The sequence below is a fragment of the Corynebacterium sp. 045007 genome (assembly GCF_040743205.1).
GTDB classification, from domain to species: domain Bacteria; phylum Actinomycetota; class Actinomycetes; order Mycobacteriales; family Mycobacteriaceae; genus Corynebacterium; species Corynebacterium jeikeium_D.
In genome coordinates this window covers 138,947-158,826 of the sequence record NZ_JBFLKW010000004.1, presented here as the reverse complement: position 1 = coordinate 158,826, position 19,880 = coordinate 138,947, and the positions used below count along the sequence as shown (strand labels likewise).

The following is a 19,880-nucleotide window of genomic DNA, read 5'->3' as shown; positions in this document are numbered from 1 at the left end:
CGCTCTAGTCGCTCTGGAGAATCTTTACAGTTTGAAGTCGCGCTTTGCGGCCATCTTCGAGGACAGGCCGTGCAGCTCGACAAAACCGCGAGCCAGGGTCTGGTCGAAGGTGTCGCCCTCGTCGTAGGTAGCCAGGTTGAAGTCGTACAGCGAGGTGTTCGAACGACGACCGTTGACGTTGCAGTGACCTGCGTGCATGACCATGCGGATGTCACCGGAAACGCCCTTCTGGGACTCCTCGATGAAGGCATCCAGCGCGCGCTTCAGCGGCGAGAACCACAGGCCGTCGTAGACCAGGTTGGCCCACTCGCCCTCGACCTGGCGCTTGTAACGAGCCAGCTCACGCTCAACGGTGACGTCCTCGAGCGCTGCGTGTGCGGTCATGATGGCAATTGCGCCCGGAGCCTCGTAGATCTCGCGGGACTTAATGCCGACCAGGCGGTCTTCAACCATGTCCAGACGACCGATGCCCTGAGCACCAGCGCGGCGGTTCATCTCTTCGATGGCCTCAAGCACGGAAACCTTCTTGCCGTCGATGGCAGTCGGCTTACCGTCCTCGAAGGAGATGATGACCTCGTCCGGGGAGCTGAAGTTCAGGGTCGGATCCTCGGTGTACGCGTAGACATCCTTGGTCGGTGCGTTCCACAGGTCCTCCAGGTAGCCGGTCTCAATGGCGCGACCGAAGAGGTTCTGGTCAATGGAGAACGGAGAGGACTTGGACTGCTCAATTGGCAGACCCTTCTCCTCAGCGAAGGCAATAGCCTTGTCGCGGGTCCAAGCGAAGTCACGAGCCGGTGCAATAATCTTCAGATCCGGGGCGGTGTTAGCGAAACCAACCTCGAAACGGACCTGGTCATTGCCCTTACCGGTGCAGCCGTGTGCGACGTGAGTGCCACCAAACTCCTCTGCGGCCTTCGCCATGTGCTTAACAATCAGCGGGCGCGACAGTGCGGAAACCAGCGGGTACTGCTTCATGTAGAGACCATTGGCCTTAATGGTCGGCAGGCAGTACTCCTCGGCGAACTCGTCCTTAGCGTCGACAACGACAGCTTCGACAGCGCCGGCGTCCAGAGCGCGCTGACGCACGGACTCCATGTCCTCGCCGCCCTGTCCGACATCGATGGAAACTGCGACGACCTCGCCGTCGGTCATTTCCTTGAGGTACGGAATAGCAACGGTGGTGTCGAGGCCACCAGAGTAAGCAAGAATAACCCGGTTGGTCATAGGGTAAGCGCTCCTTTAATCGGTGCTTTAAAGCATTTCGTGGAATAGTTTACTGGTTCGTTCCGGCGGCTAGACGCTGGGCTAGGTCAGCGCCGGAAAGTGGTTCTCTAGCCAGGCACATTACGGTGTCATCTCCCGCAATTGTGCCAACGATTTCTTTGAGTCCCGCACGGTCAATCACACTGGCTAGATACTGTGCGGCTCCCGGTGGTGTACGCACAACCGCGATGGTGCCCGAATGATCAATGGAGACCAGCAGCTCGTCTAAAACGCGCCGCATCCTGGCCACTGCCCCGCTGGAGACAGCGAGTGCATCTTCGACGATGGAATACCGCGAACCGTTGGCTCCATCGCGAATCTTTCGGGCTCCCAGCTCATCGAGGTCTCTGGACAACGTCGCCTGCGCAATCTCAATGCCTTCGTCGGCAAGCAGCTCGACGAGCTGAACCTGACTGGACACGTGATGCTGCGCCAGCAGGTCAGCGATGCGCGTCTGCCTAGCTGTGCGAGAACCTGGTTGTGCTGCGGTCATGACCTTACTGCCTCTCCACCAGCCAGGTCAGCAACGCCTTCTGAGCGTGCATGCGGTTTTCCGCCTCGTCGAAGACTACCGACTGCGGGCCATCGATGACCTCGGCGGTAACTTCGTTGCCGCGGTATGCCGGCAGGCAGTGCAGGAAGATGGCATCCTCATTTGCCTTGGCCATCAGCTCAGCGTTGACCTGGTACGGCAGGAACGGAGTACGACGATCCAAGCCGTCGTTCTCCTGCCCCATGCTGACCCAGGTATCGGTGATGACAACGTCGGCACCGGCAATGGCCTCATCGACGTCCGCGGTCACGGACACGACCGCTCCGGTCTGTTCCGCGACCTTCTTGGCACGGTCGACGTAGACCTGCTCCGGCTGGAAGTCCTCCGGTGCACAGATGGTGACGTCCAGACCTGCGGTGGCGAAGCCCACAAGGTAGGAGTTGGCCATGTTGTTGGCACCATCGCCGAAGTACACAGCCTTCTTGCCACGCAGTCCCGTCTGGCCTTCCTCCGGGCACTTGTGCTCGATGATGGTCTGCAGGTCAGCGAGAATCTGGCACGGGTGGAACTCGTCGGAAAGCGCATTGACAATCGGCACCGTCGCGGTCTCAGACATGGCCTCCAGCCCTGACTGCGCGTAGGTGCGCCAGACAATTGCCGAGACAAAGCGGCTGAGCACAGCAGCGGTGTCCTGGTAGGTTTCGCCCTTGCCCATCTGCGAGTTACCGGTTTCGACCACAATCGCGTTGCCGCCCAGAGCTGCGATACCAGCGTCGAAGGAGAAACGGGTACGAGTCGACGTCTTGTCGAACAGCACCGCAACCGACTGTGGCCCCTCAAACGGACGTCGGGAGTACGGCGCTACCTTCAGCTCTGCAGCCAACTGCAGCACCTCAGCCTGCTCCTGTGGAGTCAGGTCATCATCGGCGAGAAAATGACGGAGCATCAGTTTCTAATTCCTTCCTTTGTTGGCGACAGCCTCAACGGCGTCGTTCAGGCAGGCATCAATCAACTCGACGGCGCGGTTGACTTCCTCATCGCTGAGGTTCAACGGCGGCACAATACGCAGCACATTCGCCTGCGGAGCGTTCAGAATGACACCACGTTCATAACCGGCGTTAACCGCTTCCTTCGCCAGGTTCTCGCGCAGCACCAGTCCAAGCATGAAGCCGCGACCACGCACGTGATCGACATGGCTTAACGACGCGAGCTTGCGAGCCAGGACCTTGCCCTTCTCGGTGACTCGATTGAGCAGCTTTTCTTCTTCCAGCGTCTCGATGACGGCCAGGCCGGCAGCGGCACAGACCGGATTGCCACCAAAGGTGGTGCCGTGCGCACCAGGAGTAAACAGTTCCGCTGCGCGGCCGTTGGCGATGACAGCACCCAGCGGCAGGCCGCCGCCGAGGCCCTTGGCCAGCGTCATGACATCCGGCACGATGCCATCGTGCTGGTGGGCAAACCACTGGCCGGTACGGCCAATGCCGGTCTGTACTTCGTCGACAATCATGAGGACGTCGAATCGCTTGGTCAGTTCGCGGACGGCAGCGAGGTACCCCTCTGGCGGTGCGACCACGCCGGTCTCACCCTGAATTGGTTCCAGAATCACCGCAGCGACACCCAACGGATCGGATTCGATGGTCTTGGTGAGGAAGTCAATGTCACCGTAGGGCACGAACTCGACTCCACCCGGCATCGGTTCGAACGGAGTGCGCTTGTCCGGCTGGCCGGTCATGGCAAGTGCGCCCATGGTACGGCCGTGGAACCCGTGGTGGGTAGCGATAATGCGATTGCGCCCCGTCAACCGCGCCAGCTTGAACGCGGCCTCATTGGCCTCGGTGCCGGAATTGCAGAACATAATCCGGGTGTCATCAGTGTCCCAGCCAGTGAGCTCAATGAGCTTCTCGCCCAGTGCCAACGGTGGCTCAGAGGCGAAAATGTTGGACACGTGCCCCATCGTGGAAATCTGCTTGGACACAGCTTCCACGATGGCCGGATGTGCGTAACCCAACGCGTTGACTGCAATACCGGCGAGCAGATCCAGGTATTCCTTGCCCTCGGAATCCGTGACAATAGCGCCCTTACCCTGCACAAGCTCAATGCGCGGCGTGCCGTAATTGTTCATCATCGTGTGTTGCCACTGCTGCTTGAAGTCGCTCATGTCGTCTTTCGACCTGCCTAACGTGTGTAGCTAAATTCTTGTCAGTCTTTTCTGCCTTATCCGGGCTCTACCATTGTGCCGATACCGCCGGAAGTCATCAGCTCCAGCAGCACCGAGTGTGGCTGGCGGCCGTCGATAACGTGGGCTGCAGGCACTCCCCGATCTACTGCGTTCAGGCAGGACTCCATCTTCGGAATCATTCCGGAATCCAGCGTCGGAAGGATTTCTCGCAGATGCGAAGTGGAAATCCTCGACACCAGCGAATCGCGGTTCGGCCAATCCGTGTAGAGACCCTCGACATTAGTCAGAATCACCAAACGGTTCGCGTTAATTGCCGATGCCAGTGCACCTGCTGCCGTGTCGGCGTTGATGTTGTAGACCTCTTTGCCATCAGCGGACGGCGCAATCGTAGAGACCACCGGAATACGTCCGGCATCAATCAGGTCTAACAGCGTTTCCGAGTGCACCTCGGTGATATTGCCAACCAGCCCGATATCTGTCTCCTTGCCACCGACATTTACCGTGCGTCGAGTACCGGTGAACAGGCCACCGTCCTCACCAGAGGTACCCACTGCATAGGGGCCGTAGGCGTTGATGAGGTTCACCAGTTCGCGGCCGACCTGCCCGAAGAGCACCATGCGGACAATTTCCATGACCTCCGGAGTCGTGACACGGAAACCGCCTCGGAACTCTCCCTCCAGCCCCAGGCGCTTGAGCATCGACGAAATCTGGGGGCCGCCACCATGGACAACCACCGGCTTGACACCCACGGTGCGCAGGAAAACCATGTCCTGCGCGAAGGCTTTCTTCAGTTTCAGGTCGGTCATCGCGTTACCGCCGTACTTGACCACCACAATCTTGTCGCGGTGGTGCTGCAGCCACGGCAGTGCTTCCGCCAGCACATGTGCCCGCTGCTCGAAGGACAGCCCTTCGGTCAACTGGTGAACCATTGCAGAGTCTCCTCAAAACCTTTACGACGAATAAGCCGAGTTGATGTGAACGTAGTCGTGGGAAAGGTCAGTCGTACGAATCGTGGCCTCTTCCGGATTACCAGTACCGAGGTCAACCTCAACGGCAATGTCCTTGCCGGAGAGATCCACTTCACGTGCATCTGGCGTGCCACCGGTATCGCGACAGACTACGTGACCATTGAAGGAAACCGTGATGTGCTCCGGATCCATATCCACCGGCGCAGTGCCGACAGCCGCCAGCACACGACCCCAGTTCGGGTCCGAACCGAACATCGCACACTTGAAGAGGTTGTCGCGGCCGATAATTCGAGCAGCTACCAGGGCATCTTCCGCGCCACCGGTGCCACGCACGGTCACGGACACACGCTTGGTCACACCTTCGGCGTCCGACTGCATCTGGCGTGCGATGGAATCACACACACTGAGCACTGCCTGGTCGAGCTCCTCCTGCGAGGGCTTCACACCAGAGGCGCCGTTAGCCAAGATGATGACGGTGTCATTGGTGGATGTGGAGCCATCAATATCTAGGCGGTTAAACGTAACCTCACTAGCCTTGGCAATAGCCTCGTGCGCCATTTCTGCGCTTACCGACGCATCCGTCGTAATCACACCGAGCATCGTGGCCATCGACGGGCTAATCATGCCAACACCCTTGCCCATAGCGCCGACAGTGAATCCGTCACCATGCGCAACGGCCTGCTTTGCCACCAAGTCAGTGGTCAAGATGGCTTCTGCTGCAGCCGTACCTGCGGCGGCATCGCTGCCCAGATTCTCACACAGCTTCGGCACACCTGCCAGCACAATGTCCATCGGCAGCCGGTCACCAATCAAGCCGGTGGAACAGGTGCCAATCTCGGTAACGTCGACGCCGAGCTCATCTGCGACCTTTTGACAGACTTCGAGGGCGTCGGAAATACCCGGCTGACCATTGCAGGCATTGGCGTTGCCCGAGTTCAGCACCACAGCTGACAGCTTGCCGTCAGCGATATGCTTCTTGGATACCGTCACCGGCGCAGCCTGGACACGGTTGGTAGTAAAGACAGCCGCCGCGGTCTTCTCCGGCCCCTGGTTTACGATGAGCGCCATGTCCGGGTTTCCGCTGACCTTGATGCCTGCAATGACACCACTGGCCGCGAACCCCTGAGGTGCACATACGCCGCCTTCGTCACCAGCGACGTTGACGAGACCTTCTTTTTCTTCCTTCATCATGGGGCAACTCCTACCAGTGGAAGTCCTGCAGTTTCATTCTGTCCAGTAACCAAATTCATGCACTGAACTGCGGCACCACCGGTGCCCTTTGTCAGATTGTCAATCGACGAGGTCAACACCAGACGCTTGGCGCGTTCATCTACCTCAACCTGAATCTGAACCAAGTTAGAGCCAATTACCGACTGCGTCTGCGGCTGCAGCCCTTCGGCCAACACCTGCACAAACGGCTCACCCTTGTAGAACTCGAGGTAGGCCTCCCGTGCGGCTGCCTCCGTCACCCCGTCGACAAGCGGGGCGGTGATGGTGGTGAGAATGCCGCGTGACGTTGGGGCGAGCACCGGCGTGAAGCTGACGGTGAGATCCTCTGCGTACGGCTTGAGGTTTTGCAGAAATTCTGCGGTGTGGCGGTGCTTGCCCGCAGTGTTGTAGGCGCGGAGATTGCCCATAACCTCGGACCCGAGCAGGGGCACAGCTGCCTTCTTGCCCGCACCGGAGGTACCGGTGACGGAAACAACGGACAGATCCGGCTTGACCAGACCCTTTGCAACTGCCGGCAGTGCCGTAATAGTCCCGCCAGTGGGGAAACAACCCGGCACAGCAATACGCTTGGAAGCAGCCACTACTTCCCTGTTGCCCGGCAGCTCCGGAATACCGTAAGTCCAGGTACCGGCGTGCTCCGAGCCGTAGTAGTGCTCCCACTCAGCGGCGTCCTGCAGGCGGAAATCCGCGCCGCAGTCAATAATCACTGTGTCATCCCCCAACTGCTCTGCAATCGCAGCCGAATGACCGTGGGGCAGACCGAGGAACACCACGTCATGCCCAGCGAGTGTGTCACCATTAGTCGGCTCAATACGGCGGTCAGCCAAAGGTGCCACATGAGGCATAATATCGCCCACACGAGCACCCGCGTTGGATGCTCCCGTTAGTGCGCCGATGGTCAGTTCGCCGGAAAGATACGCCGGGTGCGACAACAGGAGGCGGAGGATCTCTCCTCCTGCGTAACCGGTCGCACCGGCAATGGCAACGGAAATACTCATGCCAAACATTCAACACTTTTATTCACCGTGTTGCAAGATATTCATAGAATTCGTTGTCAAAGTGCTGGAACTCTACCGATGTGACTGGAGTGAATTATGAATATAACGCCGTCATCGGTACATACTCTTCGTTCACTGAGCGCGCCGGTCATTCAATCAGCACGCCGGATTACTCAACGCCGGACTATTCAACTACGACGCTTGGCTCCTGACTCATCACGCCATCTGCCCACTGCGCCACCGATGACGTCGTGGTGTAAAGATAGTAACCCGACTCCTCCGGTGCGACGCTGCCATCAAAAGCCACCGCGCCCGAGAACACCGCCGCTAGCTGGCCGTCGATAAAAAGCGGTCCGCCCGAATCGCCCACCTGCAACGCCGCGGGGCGCTCCATGCGCGCCAACACCGAGTCTTCCCGCACGCATTGTTGATACTTCACTGGACACATCGAAGCGGTGACGGTCGCCGACGGCAGCGTGCCATCCGCAACATCGCCGAGCAGCGATCGCCCATAGACCGTGCCTGCCGTTTCTTGCTCCGAAAACGCTTGACGACGTTCCATTGCGGGATACCCCGGAAGAGCTGCGTCGCCCGCAAGGTGAACAAGCGCTACGTCACCGGTGGGCGCAATTTCCCAGCTATCGATAGGAACACGCCGGGCATCCGGGCCGAATCCGACCTCGACTTCCCCAACCTGCTGCGGGACATCACGCACGCAGTGGGCTGCGGTCATTACCCACTGCGGGGCGACTGCAGTTCCTGTGCAAAAGTTTCCGGTATGGGGACTGGTCTGGACCATGATCGCCACCACGGAGTCCGCCGCCACACTAGGCGCAGCAACCTCCCCGCCAACCAGCGCAGCCGCACTCGGCGCGCCGGTGAGCAACAGACCTGCCGTGACAGCAGCTGCAGCCACAGTCGCCGCAGGCTTCGCGCTGCTCACCGCGCGCGCTCCAACGCGCTGCTCTCGTGCCTCTGCGCTATTCAGCCTGTTGCCGCGGTGCCGCAAGATGCCAATCATGGGTATCTCTCCCTGTGGTCTCCCCTTTTAGCCACGCAGCTGAGCGCCGTGACGGGTAGTGGCCAGCTCAATGGCCGCCTCGCGAGCCGCGGAAGCTTCCTCTTCCTTCAGCGTACGGTCCGGTGCGCGGAAACGCAGGGAGTACGCCAGTGAGCGAACGCCTTCGCCCATCTGCTCGGAACGGTAAACATCGAAGATACGAATGGATTCGAGGAGCTCACCGGCACCTTCCACCAGAGTCTTCTCCACCTCTGCGGCGGAGACCTCATCGCTGACAACAAGCGCGACGTCCTGGTGGACAGCCGGGAACGGGCTGAGTACCGGCGCCGGCAGGTGCTCCGTCACTGGCAGTGCATCGAGATTAATCTCCATCGCGCAGGTGCGCTCCGGCAGACCAACGTCCTTGCACACCTTCGGGTGCAGCTCACCGGCGTGGCCGACGACGTGACCGTCGACAAGCAGCTCAGCGCAGCGGCCCGGGTGCCACGGCAGCACCTCAGCGTTACGGATCTCCAGCTCGACGTTGGCAGCGCGGGCAACAATGCGCGCGGCTTCGATGGCGTCGGCGACGGTGTACGCGGCCTCGTCACCCCACGGGCTATCCAGGCGGATACGACCGCAGGCGACAGTGGCGACGTGCAGCGGCTGCTCCGGCAGCGAGTCCAGCAGCTCGGCGCGCTCGGCCTCGCTCGGCAGACCCGCGGTAGACGGCATCGGCGAGACACCGTTGCCACGCTCGATGGATACCTGCTCCACACCGTAGAGCGACAGGTCGACCTGGCCGCGAGCAACATTGCGCTTCAGCGATTCAAGCATGGACGGCAGCAGAGTCGTGCCCAGCTGAGCGTGGTCGGACTCCAACGGGTTGATGACCTTGACGGTGTTACGACGCGGGTCATCAGCGTCCAGGCCCCAGACGTCGAAGACATCGTTGGCAATGAACGGTGTCGGCAGAATCTCCAGGTAGCCATTGTGAGCCAGCGCGTGACCGACGAAGCGGCGGCGCAGCTGACGCTCGGTCAGACCGCGCCCGGCCGGGGCGATTGGGAGGATAACCGGAATGTCTTCCAGGCCCTCCAGTCGCAGGATTTCCTCAACCAGGTCAGCGGACATGGTCAGGTCCGAGCGCCAGGTCGGCGGAGTGACAGCCAGGCGGTCACCGTTGTCGACGACCTCGCACCCGACCTCGCGCAGGCGTCCAATGACGGTCTCACGCGGGTAATCAACGCCCGCAACTTCGCTGGCGCGGTTGACGGCAAAGTCAATAGTCGGCATGGTGGCAACCTCACCGAGCAGGGTGCGACCAGTGTCGATAGTGCCGCCGGCGATGTCAGCGAGCAGCTGGCAGGCCAGATCCAGAGCCGGCTCGACCAGAGCGGTGTCCACGCCGCGCTCGAAACGTCGTGAAGCCTCGGAGCTCAGCTTGTGGCGGCGACCACTGCGGAAGACATGCAGCGGCGACCAGTTGGCGGCCTCGAAGACCACATCGATGGTGTCGTCGGCGATTTCGGAGGTGAGACCACCCATGATGCCGGCCAGCGACTGAATACCATTGTCGTCGCAGATGACAACGTCTGCCGGGTCGAGCTTGCGGTCCACGTGGTCGAGGGTGGTCAGAGTCTCGCCGGCCTTAGCGTTGCGGATGTGCAGGCCACCAGCGATCTTGGAACCGTCGAAAGCGTGCATCGGCTGACCGAGCAGTAGCATCACATAGTTGGTGACGTCCGTGGCCACGTTGACCGGACGCTGACCAGCCAGCAGCAGGCGGCGACGCATCCACCACGGGGTCTCGGCGTTCGGGTCGATGCCGGTGACACGGCGCAGACCAAAGCGGCGGGTGTCGGTGTCCTCGTCGATAGTGACGTTCAGGACCTCACCTTCGACTGGCAGCTCGTTGACCTTGGCTGGATCGGCGAAGTCGAGGTTGAAGGCGGAGCAGATCTCGCGGCCCAGACCGCGGGCCGACAGCGCGTAACCGCGGTCCGGGGTGATGTTGACCTCGAACTTCTCGTCATCGAGACCGATGAACTCCTTGGCGCACGAACCCAGCTCAGCTGGGGCCGACGGCAGCGTCAGAATACCGGCGGAGGAATCAGTCATACCCAGCTCAGCTTCGGAGCAGAGCATGCCGTTGGAAACCTTGCCGTAAGTCTTCCGTGCGGAAATCTCGAACCCACCCGGCAGCACGCAGCCCGGCAGCGCGACGATAACAATGGAGCCCTCTTCGAAGTTGCGGGCACCACAGATAATCTCCTGCAGCTCGCCGGTGCCATTGGCATCACCGACATTGACCTGACAGAAGCGAATTGGCTTCTTAAAGCCCTCGAGCTCCTCAATGTGGTCGACGCGACCGAAAACCAGCGGCCCCTCGACCTTCTCCAGCGGCTCGTGCCCCTCGGTTTCAAAACCAACGCGGACAAAGCCCTCATCCAACTCGTCCGGGGTGACGGACCAGTCCGGGTTGATGGTGTTCTCTGGGCCGCGAACGATTTCAGTGACCCACGACTGTGGAATGAACATGTAAGTAAAACTCCTATCTGTAGGTCAGTGAATTAGCCGCGGATACCGAACGGCTGCGTGAAGCGGACGTCGCCTTCGACCATGTCGCGCATGTCGGTCAGGCCATTGCGGAACTGCAGGGTGCGCTCCAGGCCCATGCCGAACGCGAAGCCCGAGTACACCTCCGGGTCAATACCGGAGGCACGCAGCACGTTCGGGTTGACCATGCCGCAGCCGCCCCACTCGATCCAGCCGGCACCGCCCTTCTTGTTCGGGAACCAGACGTCAACCTCAGCGGACGGCTCAGTGAACGGGAAGTAGTTGGTGCGCATGCGGGTCTTGGTCTCCGGACCGAACAGCGCCTTTGCCATGTGATCCAGCGTGCCGCGCAGGTGCCCCATGGTCAGCCCCTTGTCCACAGCGAGTCCCTCCACCTGGTGGAAGACCGGGGTGTGGGTAGCGTCGAGCTCATCGGTGCGGAAGGTACGGCCCGGGCAGATAACGTAAATAGGCAGGTCACGTGACTGCAGAGTGCGAACCTGGACCGGCGAGGTGTGCGTACGCAGCACCTGCTTAGATCCTTCCGGCGCAATGTGGAAAGTATCCTGCAGAGTACGAGCCGGGTGATCCGGCAGGAAGTTCAGCGCGTCAAAGTTGAAGTACTCGGCTTCGACCTCTGGGCCCTCGGCGACTTCCCAGCCCATGCCCACGAAGATGTCACCGATCTGCTCGGACAGGATGGTAATTGGGTGCATACCGCCACGCTGGCCCCGCGTGGTGTCCACCGACACGTCGATACGCTCCGCGACCAGACGACGCGCGTTTTCCTCTTCCTCCAGCACCGCAAGTCGCTCTGCATAGTGCTTCTCGACGGCTCCGCGAACAACATTTACGCGACGACCAGCATCCTTGCGCTCAGCCTTCGGAATGGAGCCCAGCGCGCGGCGCGCCTGCGGAATGTAGCCTTCATCCCCCAAGTGCTCACGGCGGGCGGCAGAAAGCTCATCCAGGTTGCCGGCAGCATCAAAGGCATCCGTGGCCTTCTGCGCAGCCGCCTGGAGGGCGTCCTCGGAAAGATCGATAGGATTTGGCGAATCGCTCACGTGTCAACCACTTCTATATAGGACTATCAGTTCTTGTGATGGAACAATCATAGTCGAGGATAACTGCACACGTGCACGCACCTCACCATCGAGGTTTCCTACTTACCCCGGACCGTCTCCCACAGGCACATGGCCGCTGCGGTGGCGAGGTTCAACGACTCTGCCTCGCCCTTAATCGGGATGGACACACTTGCCCCCGCCGAGGCCGTAATCTCCTCCGACAGGCCATGGGCTTCGTTGCCGAAAAGCCAGGCGACGGGACCGTCGGGAAGCGCATCAACGCCGAGCGTGAGAGCGCCATCCATCGCCGTGGCGAGGGTGGTAAAGCCCGCTTCCCTAACTTTCTCCATAACGACGTCAATATCGCGCTCGCGTGCGACAGGGGTATGAAAAACAGAACCTGCCGAGGAACGCACGGCCTTAGAATTCAACGGGTCAACCGAATCGCCAGCAAGGATAACCGCGCCAGCGCCGAGAGCATCAGTCATACGCACAATCGTGCCGACATTACCCGGGTCATTGCACTCCACCGGAATCACCAAACAGCCGGACTGCTTTCCAACCTCAATCGCCTCTTCCAACGAAGTGGACACCGCATTGGTGTCGCAGACGGCGAAGAGTCCGGTGGTGGTGACAGTTTCGCTCAAAGAGCGGGCGGCGGAGTCGTCGATAAGCGAAACAGACTTGCGCTGCGTCCCCGACTCGAGATACCCCGTGAGCAGCTCGCGGAACTGCTCGGCGGCGGCAGCGGTGACGAAGATTTCCACGACAGCCTCTGCGCGGATAGCTGCATCGACGGAATTGAAGCCTTCGATGAGGAAGCGACCGGTCTTCTTCCGCTTGGCCGCACGGTGGAGCTGAATAGCCGCCGAGACTCGCGGAGTGCGAGGAGTAAACGGCTCGTCGTTGAAGTACAGCGCAGAGTTCATAGTGATTAATCCTAGTGATGCGGCTCGGGATTCATAACCGCCAGCAAGCCAGTGCGGATACGAAAAACCACCGCCGAGGTTATTCGTTAACCCAATCGACGGTGGTTTTTCAAAGATGTTGGCAGGCGCACTGCCAGTAAGCAGACGCTTGCCGACGCTACGTACGAGTTACCTCGTAGCTGCTTTACTTAGCAGCAGGAGCGTTGACGTCCTCCGGCAGAGCGTCCTTAGCGACCTTGACCAGAGCAGCGAATGCCTGCGGGTCGTTGACAGCCATCTCAGCCAGGTTCTTACGGTCAACCTCAACGCCAGCCAGGTTCAGGCCCTGGACGAAGCGGTTGTAGGTGATGTCGTTAGCGCGGGCAGCAGCGTTGATACGCTGAATCCACAGACGACGGAACTGACCCTTACGGTGGCGGCGATCGCGGAACTCGTAGGTCTTGGAGTGGAGCATCTGCTCCTTGGCCTTGCGGTACAGGCGGGAGCGCTGACCACGGTAGCCCTTTGCGGAATCGAGAACTTCGCGACGCTTCTTCTTAGCGTTAACAGACCGCTTCACACGTGCCACGGTGATACTTCCTTTTCGTTGTCTTTAAGAACTAGTGAAATTAAGAGGGCGATTGCCCTGGGACGAGGCTTGAAAAATTAAGCCTTGCCCAGCAGACGCTTGACGCGCTTGACGTCCGACTTAGCAACGTCCGTGGTGCCCTTCAGGCGACGGGTACGAGTGGACGGCTTGCCCTCCAGGAGGTGGCGGCGGTTAGCCTGCTCGCGGCGCAGCTTGCCGGAACCGGTGACCTTGATGCGCTTTGCGGTGCCCTTGTGGGTCTTCTGCTTCATGTTAAAACTCTCCCCTACCGATCTTTGACGCTCGTGGCGCAAAAATCTCGTTTACAACCATTTCTGGTCAGGTCGGTTACTTCTTACCCTTATTCCGAACCGGCCCCAGGACCATAGTCATGTTGCGACCGTCCTGCTTCGGGCGAGACTCGACAATGCCGTACTCTTCGACATCGGCGGCCAGACGCTCCAACAGGCGGAATCCCAGTTCTGGACGAGACTGTTCACGGCCACGGAACATAATCGTGACCTTGACCTTCGAACCCTTCTCCAAGAAACGAACAACGTTGTTCTTCTTGGTTTCGTAGTCGTGGTCATCAATCTTCGGACGGAACTTCTGCTCCTTGACCACAGTCTGCTGCTGGTTCTTTCGAGCCTCGCGTGCCTTCTGAGCTTGTTCGTACTTGAACTTGCCGTAGTCCATAATCTTGGCGACCGGCGGCTTTGCTCGCGGAGCAACCTCAACCAGATCAAGGTCTGCTTCGTAAGCGAGCTTGAGTGCGTCACCGGTGCGGACAACGCCCACCTGCTCACCATTCGGTCCTACAAGGCGGACTTCCGGTACTCGAATATCCTCGTTAATACGAGCTTCAGCGCTGATGTGGCCTCCTAGGTTGAACCTGAACAATCTTCGTTTCAAACCGCGATAGCAAGCGGGAAAGGAAGAAAAGCCACGCGTCTACAGCGGATTACTACACACTGCATAAGGACGCCTTCCAATCGTGCGATGTGACATCACCGATTAGGGTGGACCCCGGCGCTACCGTAGTTCTTTGGCGCACCTAGGGTGGGACTTAAATCCTCTTCGCTGCCGAATGCAACTAAATGCTCCCCGAAGGCAGCAAGCATCGCATTCTGGCGGTCGTAGACGAGATGTTAACACAGCTGTTCTCGCATACCAAAACCGGCTTTTGCGCCAGGTTATTCACTACCAGCTCCCCGGCACCCTACCGAGCACTTAAAAGTGCAATCCGAATTGTAATCAGATTGGTAGATTCTCTCCATAGTTTTTAGGCCAAACACGATTAAAGTCGTCACCATGAATACTGGCTCCAACGGCTTTGGCCCTAAAGCCGAGAACACCAATCCTAATCAGCATTCCGCCCGATACGACAAGCCTCCGACCGGCGATTTTGTCCTGACCGGCGACTCCGTCTCAGAGCTTTCCCATGCTCTGGCAGATCTCGAAGCTAGCTCGCTTCGTCTGGCTCAGCTGACTCATACTTGGCAGGTACGCCTCTCGCAGGCAAGCGAGCAGGCCCCGGCCGTACCGCACGCGCCTCACACTACGGGAGCGGAATCTGCGCCAGCACCTCAAGCGCCGCCCCATGCTGCACCTCAAGGGACACCTCAACACAATCCGCAACCGCCGCCAGCACACAGTCCGCCACTAGAGCAGGCGCCTCCTCCCCGTTGGGAACCGCAGGCTGAGCAGGCACTGACCACACCGCAGTATCCCCAGCAGTCTCAGCAGATGCAGGTGCCACCACCGCCAACGCAAGCTGACTGGCGGAACCAACCAGCACCCCTGCCACAGAGCGACGCAACTGCGCAGCCGATGTTCGGCTTCCCCTCTGCCCACCAATGGCGGCGGGATTCGAAGTCGCCACAGTCTTCTCCCACAGACTCCACCCCGCCACCGAAGCTGCCAGAGGCATCGCGCGAACCTCGCGAGCCCTGGTGGCGCAACGAGAAGGCAATCATCAGAATCATCGCCATCTTCGGTGGTCTCATCACCGCTGCCGGTATCGCGTTTTTCGTCGCGGTCGCAATCCAATCCGGCCTGATTGGACCAGCCGGTCGTGTGGTCCTGGCTTACTTGTTGGCCGCTGTGCTCGCGGTCGCGGCTGTGCGAGCGCACCGTCGTCAAGCACCGCCTGCTGGCGTGACGGCGTTGATTGCGACATCACTAGCCGCTGCGCACCTGACAACGATGTCGATGTCCTACCTCCTCGACTGGATTCCGGTGGCGGCGACGCTGGTCATCATGTTGCCTTTCGCTGCAGTCGGTCTATACGGCGCGCGGTGGACGAAGTCGAGTGCAACCGCGGCGTGGACAATCACAATCAACACCGGATTAATGCTGTGGGCGACGATCGGCCTCGACTTCCACGCCCGCCCGCTGAGCTCCTCGCTCGCGCAAATCACCCTTCAACTGATGGTCATCGCCGCTATCGTCTGCCTCCTGAACGTCCCCTTCCGGAAGTACGTAGTCGCATTCCTGCTCGGCGCAAACGTTCTCATCGGCGTAATCACGACCAACAATGCACTGGTGATGCCCGCAATCGCCGCACTCACCATTGCCCTTTTCGTGTTTGCCCAGTTCGGCCCGCTGGCGATGGCTCGCCAACTCACTCCCGAGCTTGACGACGAGCCTTCGGAAACCAGCACCTGGGAAGACGATCTGGTCACCATCACGTCAGTAGTTGCCTTCTCGACTCCGGTTGTAGCTGCAGTCCCAACGGTCAACGCCACACAGTCCACCTCCAGCCTCTGGTTGCTGTTCTACGGCGGATTCGTGCTGTTCATCGCAATTGCTGCAGTATTCCTTTGGAACCGTGCCATCTTCCGCTATCTCGCACCATTGGCCTTGGCCACGGCAATTCTGCCCTGGCTAGCGCTCGCGGTGGCGGGCCCGGAAAGGAGCTCAGGAGCCGATACTGGAACCCACGCTTGGGGTCTCATCCCAATCTCCATCGGTGCCGCGCTCTTTGTCTGGGCGCTGGCCACAGCACCGAAGCACGGCGCAATTGGCGCACGACTACAGGCTCCTGAACCAACCCGGGATGCCGTCGCACCATATACAAAGATTGCGGCACTGACCTGGCTGCTCGGCGCAACGGTAGTACACCTCTACATCCTGCCCGCAGCGTTGAATGCCGGTGCTGCGGCTGGCTACTCGGCAACGTGGGCAGAAATGCTTTCGCTGTTGTTCCTGTTGTGCGCCGACATCGGCCTGGCCGTGACGGCAGCGAGGTCGCAGCTACCGCCAGCTTTTGCACTGATTGGCCTGGCTGCACTGGGTATGCCATTTATCGTGCTGCTCACGACTATTGGCGTGAGCTTCAACGCCGCACACATGTTGCTGAGTATTTTCTGGGCCACGATTGCCGGCATGCTGGTGCTATCGAAGAGGTTCCACCACATTCCGGCGCGACTGGCAGCGGGTTTGACGATTGCGGCGCTGTCTATCGTCAAGCTGATCTTCTACGACATGGCAACGCTCGATGGCGTTATCCGCGCCTTGGCGTTCCTCGGCTGTGGTCTGATTCTGCTGGCCATGGCGGTCTCCGGGGCGAAGCAGAAGAGTGCCGAGGAGCCGGCGGCACCGGACTGTGACGGCACCGCCAGCGATACTGACGCTGCCGGCGCGAGCGGCGCAGCAGATGCCGACCCCGCTGCTGACAGAATGGAAGGCATCACCCGCACCGACGGTCCTGGAATTTCCGACGGAAACGACCCGACTACCTAAGCTACTTAAGCAGCGGCTTCAGGTACTGCCCGGTGTGGGAGCCGGAACAGTTCGCGACATCCTCCGGCGTGCCCTCTACAACCACGGTGCCACCGCCGGAGCCGCCTTCCGGCCCCATGTCGATGATCCAATCCGCAGACTTGATGACATCCAAATTGTGCTCAATGACAATGACGGTGTTGCCCTTGTCCACCAGACCCTGCAACACCAACATGAGCTTGCGGATGTCCTCAAAATGCAGCCCCGTGGTCGGCTCATCCAAGATGTAGACCGTCCGGCCATTGGAGCGCTTCTGCAGCTCACTGGCCAGCTTTACACGCTGAGCCTCACCGCCCGAGAGTGTGGTTGCCGCCTGCCCGAGACGGACATAGCCCAGGCCGACGTCGACAAGCGTATTGAGATAACGCGCAATCGACTGAATCGGCTCGAAGAACTCCGCTGCCTCGGAGATGGGCATGTCCAGAACCTCAGCGATGGTCTTGCCCTTGTAACGAACCTCCAGCGTCTCGCGGTTGTAGCGCGCGCCATGGCAGACCTCGCAGGGCACATAGACGTCCGGCAGGAAGTTCATCTCAATCTTGATGGTGCCGTCGCCCTTACACGCCTCACAGCGGCCGCCCTTGACGTTAAAGCTGAAGCGGCCCGGCTTATAACCGCGCACCTTGGCCTCTTGCGTCTCGGCGAAGAGGTTGCGGATCTTGTCGAACACACCGGTGTACGTCGCTGGGTTGGAACGCGGGGTGCGACCAATCGGCGACTGGTCTACCTGCACCAGCTTGTCAAGCTGATCCAACCCCTCCACGCGGCTGTGTCGACCCGGCACCTGACGAGCACCGTTGAGCTCGTTGCTCATCACCTTGGCCAGAATTTCGTTGACCAAGGTGGACTTGCCTGAACCGGAAACACCCGTGACGCAGGTCAGCACACCGAGCGGGAACTTCACGTCGATCTTCTTCAGGTTGTTTTCGCGAGCGCCCTTGACCGTCACCATGCGCGACTTATCGATCGCACGACGGTTCTCCGGCACCGCCAACACCCGACGACCCGAGAGATACGCACCTGTCAGTGATTCCTCGCAGTCAACGATGCCAGACGGTTCACCCTGGTAAACGATTTGTCCACCGTATTCACCGGCCTTTGGCCCAATGTCGACCAGCCAATCGGCCTCACGAATCGTGTCCTCATCATGCTCGACCACAATCAGGGTATTGCCCAGGTCGCGCAGGTTTTTCAGAGTCTTGATTAGACGGTTGTTATCACGCTGGTGAAGACCAATCGAGGGCTCATCCAAGACGTAGAGCACGCCTGCGAGCCCCGAGCCGATCTGAGTGGCCAGACGAATTCGCTGCGCTTCACCACCGGACAGCGTGCCTGCCGAACGAGACAGGGACAGATAATCCAGGCCAACGTCAAGCAGGAACTTCAGACGAGCCTGCACCTCACGCAGAACACGCCCGGCAATCATTTCCTCGCGCTTGCCCAGAGTCAGCGAATTCAGGAATGCCGAGCCATCGTGAACCGATAGCTCTGTCAGCTCGGCAATATTCTTCTGCCCGAACTCCGCCGAATCCAACGTCACCGAAAGAATCTCCGGACGCAAACGAGTACCGCTACATGCCGGGCACGGCACCTCACGCATGTACCCCTGGAAACGCTCCTTCTGAGAGTCGCTCTCCGCCTGTGACAGCTTGCGGTGCAGGTACGGCATCACGCCTTCGAAAGGTGCGGTGTACTGGCGAGTGCGGCCATACCGATTGCGGTAACGCACCGTGACCTTATGGCTGGAACCATGCAGCAGGGCCTTGCGCTGCGGCGCTGTAAGTTCCTCAAAAGGCGTGGTCGGGTCGAAGCTCATCTCGGTGGCGAGCCCCTCGACCAGTTTTTCAAAGTACTTCTTGTTCAGCGTCTGCCGCCATGGCGCAATCGCCTCAATCGTCGGCAGCGACGGATCTGGAATCACCAGGTCCGTGTCCACCTCCAGCTTGGTGCCGATACCGTCACACTCCGGGCACGCACCATACGGCGAGTTAAAGGAAAACGACCGTGGCTCCAACTCATCGATAGCAATGCGGTGCCCATTCGGGCAGGCCATCTTCTCCGAGAACCGCTGGGTTCGACGCGGGTCGTCCGCCTCTAGCCCAACGGCGTCGATGACCACGACGCCGTCGGCAAGCAGAAGCGCCGTTTCGACGGAATCGGTGAGCCTGCGCTGCTGCGACTCCTTCACCTGGAGACGGTCAATGACCACGTCAATGTCATGCTTGACCTGCTTCTTCAGCTTCGGCGGATCCGTCAGACGGTGCATTTCACCATCGACGATGACACGCGCGTAGCCCTCGGATGCGAGGCGTTCAAACAGGTCGACGAATTCACCCTTGCGCGTGCGCACGACGGGTGCGAGGACCTGGAATTTGGTGCCCTCCGGCATCTCCATGACCTGATCGACGATCTGCTGTGGAGTCTGTGAGGAGATTACTTCCCCACAGGTCGGACAGTGCGGTGTACCGGTGCGCGCGTAGAGCAGACGCAGGTAGTCATACACTTCAGTGATGGTTCCGACGGTCGAGCGCGGGTTGCGGTTCGTCGACTTCTGGTCGATCGACACCGCCGGCGAGAGCCCCTCAATCATCTCTACATCGGGCTTTTCCATCTGCCCCAGGAACATGCGCGCATAGGAGCTCAGCGACTCCACGTAACGGCGCTGGCCCTCGGCGAAAATTGTGTCAAATGCCAGTGACGATTTACCCGACCCCGACAGACCGGTGAAAACCACCATCTTGTCTCTGGGCAAATCGATGTCAACACCCTGCAGGTTATGCTCGCGGGCGCCTCTGACCACTAGACGTTCAGCCACAGTGGGAAACCTCAATTCGTCGACGATTCAC

The 19,880-nt window shown here is 59.9% G+C and carries 16 protein-coding genes; 1 reads left to right on the top strand and 15 read right to left on the bottom strand.

Annotated features, from left to right (window positions below; all coding sequences use genetic code 11):
* Positions 1-24: 24 nt before the first annotated feature.
* From AB1Z34_RS03915 to infC, 14 genes are all read right to left on the bottom strand, one after another.
* Complete coding sequence (locus tag AB1Z34_RS03915; protein WP_016422894.1) at positions 25-1,224, bottom strand: argininosuccinate synthase; 1,200 nt, start codon at positions 1,222-1,224, stop codon at positions 25-27.
* Positions 1,225-1,273: 49 nt separating this feature from the next.
* Positions 1,274-1,756: an arginine repressor gene (locus AB1Z34_RS03910; protein ID WP_005511719.1), complete on the bottom strand. Its 483-nt coding sequence runs from the start codon at positions 1,754-1,756 to the stop codon at positions 1,274-1,276.
* A gap of 4 nt (positions 1,757-1,760) precedes the next feature.
* Positions 1,761-2,702 carry an ornithine carbamoyltransferase gene (gene argF / locus AB1Z34_RS03905; RefSeq protein WP_070595570.1) on the bottom strand — a complete coding sequence of 314 codons (942 nt, stop codon included), beginning with the start codon at positions 2,700-2,702 and terminating at the stop codon, positions 1,761-1,763.
* 6 nt (positions 2,703-2,708) lie between these two features.
* The gene (locus tag AB1Z34_RS03900) at positions 2,709-3,914 is read right to left on the bottom strand and encodes an acetylornithine transaminase (protein WP_367157928.1); all 1,206 of its coding nucleotides are present in this window, start codon (positions 3,912-3,914) and stop codon (positions 2,709-2,711) included.
* Positions 3,915-3,970: 56 nt separating this feature from the next.
* On the bottom strand, positions 3,971-4,864 hold the full coding sequence (gene argB, locus AB1Z34_RS03895) for an acetylglutamate kinase (protein WP_070429631.1): 894 nt from the start codon (positions 4,862-4,864) through the stop codon (positions 3,971-3,973).
* Positions 4,865-4,885: 21 nt separating this feature from the next.
* Complete coding sequence (gene argJ / locus AB1Z34_RS03890) at positions 4,886-6,094, bottom strand: bifunctional glutamate N-acetyltransferase/amino-acid acetyltransferase ArgJ (protein WP_070605570.1); 1,209 nt, start codon at positions 6,092-6,094, stop codon at positions 4,886-4,888.
* Positions 6,091-7,131 carry an N-acetyl-gamma-glutamyl-phosphate reductase gene (argC, locus tag AB1Z34_RS03885; protein WP_187403959.1) on the bottom strand — a complete coding sequence of 347 codons (1,041 nt, stop codon included), beginning with the start codon at positions 7,129-7,131 and terminating at the stop codon, positions 6,091-6,093. The genes argJ and argC overlap by 4 nt, the downstream gene beginning before the upstream one ends.
* 184 nt (positions 7,132-7,315) lie before the next feature.
* The gene (locus AB1Z34_RS03880) at positions 7,316-8,152 is read right to left on the bottom strand and encodes a trypsin-like serine protease (protein WP_070866612.1); all 837 of its coding nucleotides are present in this window, start codon (positions 8,150-8,152) and stop codon (positions 7,316-7,318) included.
* Positions 8,153-8,179: 27 nt separating this feature from the next.
* Positions 8,180-10,672 (bottom strand): phenylalanine--tRNA ligase subunit beta, encoded by a 2,493-nt coding sequence (gene pheT, locus AB1Z34_RS03875; protein ID WP_224433224.1) that lies wholly within the window; start codon positions 10,670-10,672, stop codon positions 8,180-8,182.
* 32 nt (positions 10,673-10,704) lie between these two features.
* Positions 10,705-11,754, bottom strand: coding sequence for a phenylalanine--tRNA ligase subunit alpha (pheS, locus tag AB1Z34_RS03870; RefSeq protein WP_070429629.1), 1,050 nt, complete (start codon positions 11,752-11,754; stop codon positions 10,705-10,707).
* A gap of 98 nt (positions 11,755-11,852) precedes the next feature.
* Positions 11,853-12,683: an RNA methyltransferase gene (locus AB1Z34_RS03865; protein ID WP_070546574.1), complete on the bottom strand. Its 831-nt coding sequence runs from the start codon at positions 12,681-12,683 to the stop codon at positions 11,853-11,855.
* Positions 12,684-12,867: 184 nt separating this feature from the next.
* Positions 12,868-13,251, bottom strand: a complete 384-nt coding sequence (rplT, locus tag AB1Z34_RS03860; protein ID WP_016422904.1) for a 50S ribosomal protein L20 — start codon at positions 13,249-13,251, stop codon at positions 12,868-12,870.
* A gap of 77 nt (positions 13,252-13,328) precedes the next feature.
* Positions 13,329-13,523, bottom strand: a complete 195-nt coding sequence (gene rpmI, locus AB1Z34_RS03855; protein WP_005511726.1) for a 50S ribosomal protein L35 — start codon at positions 13,521-13,523, stop codon at positions 13,329-13,331.
* 76 nt (positions 13,524-13,599) lie between these two features.
* Complete coding sequence (infC, locus tag AB1Z34_RS03850; protein ID WP_172954614.1) at positions 13,600-14,151, bottom strand: translation initiation factor IF-3; 552 nt, start codon at positions 14,149-14,151, stop codon at positions 13,600-13,602.
* 411 nt (positions 14,152-14,562) lie between these two features.
* On the opposite strand from infC, the gene AB1Z34_RS03845 reads away from it, so the two are divergent.
* Positions 14,563-16,995: a DUF2339 domain-containing protein gene (locus AB1Z34_RS03845; RefSeq protein WP_367157926.1), complete on the top strand. Its 2,433-nt coding sequence runs from the start codon at positions 14,563-14,565 to the stop codon at positions 16,993-16,995.
* 1 nt (position 16,996) lies between these two features.
* Here AB1Z34_RS03845 and uvrA read toward each other — a convergent pair whose 3' ends face one another.
* Positions 16,997-19,849 carry an excinuclease ABC subunit UvrA gene (gene uvrA / locus AB1Z34_RS03840; RefSeq protein WP_016422907.1) on the bottom strand — a complete coding sequence of 951 codons (2,853 nt, stop codon included), beginning with the start codon at positions 19,847-19,849 and terminating at the stop codon, positions 16,997-16,999.
* Positions 19,850-19,880 lie beyond the last annotated feature (31 nt).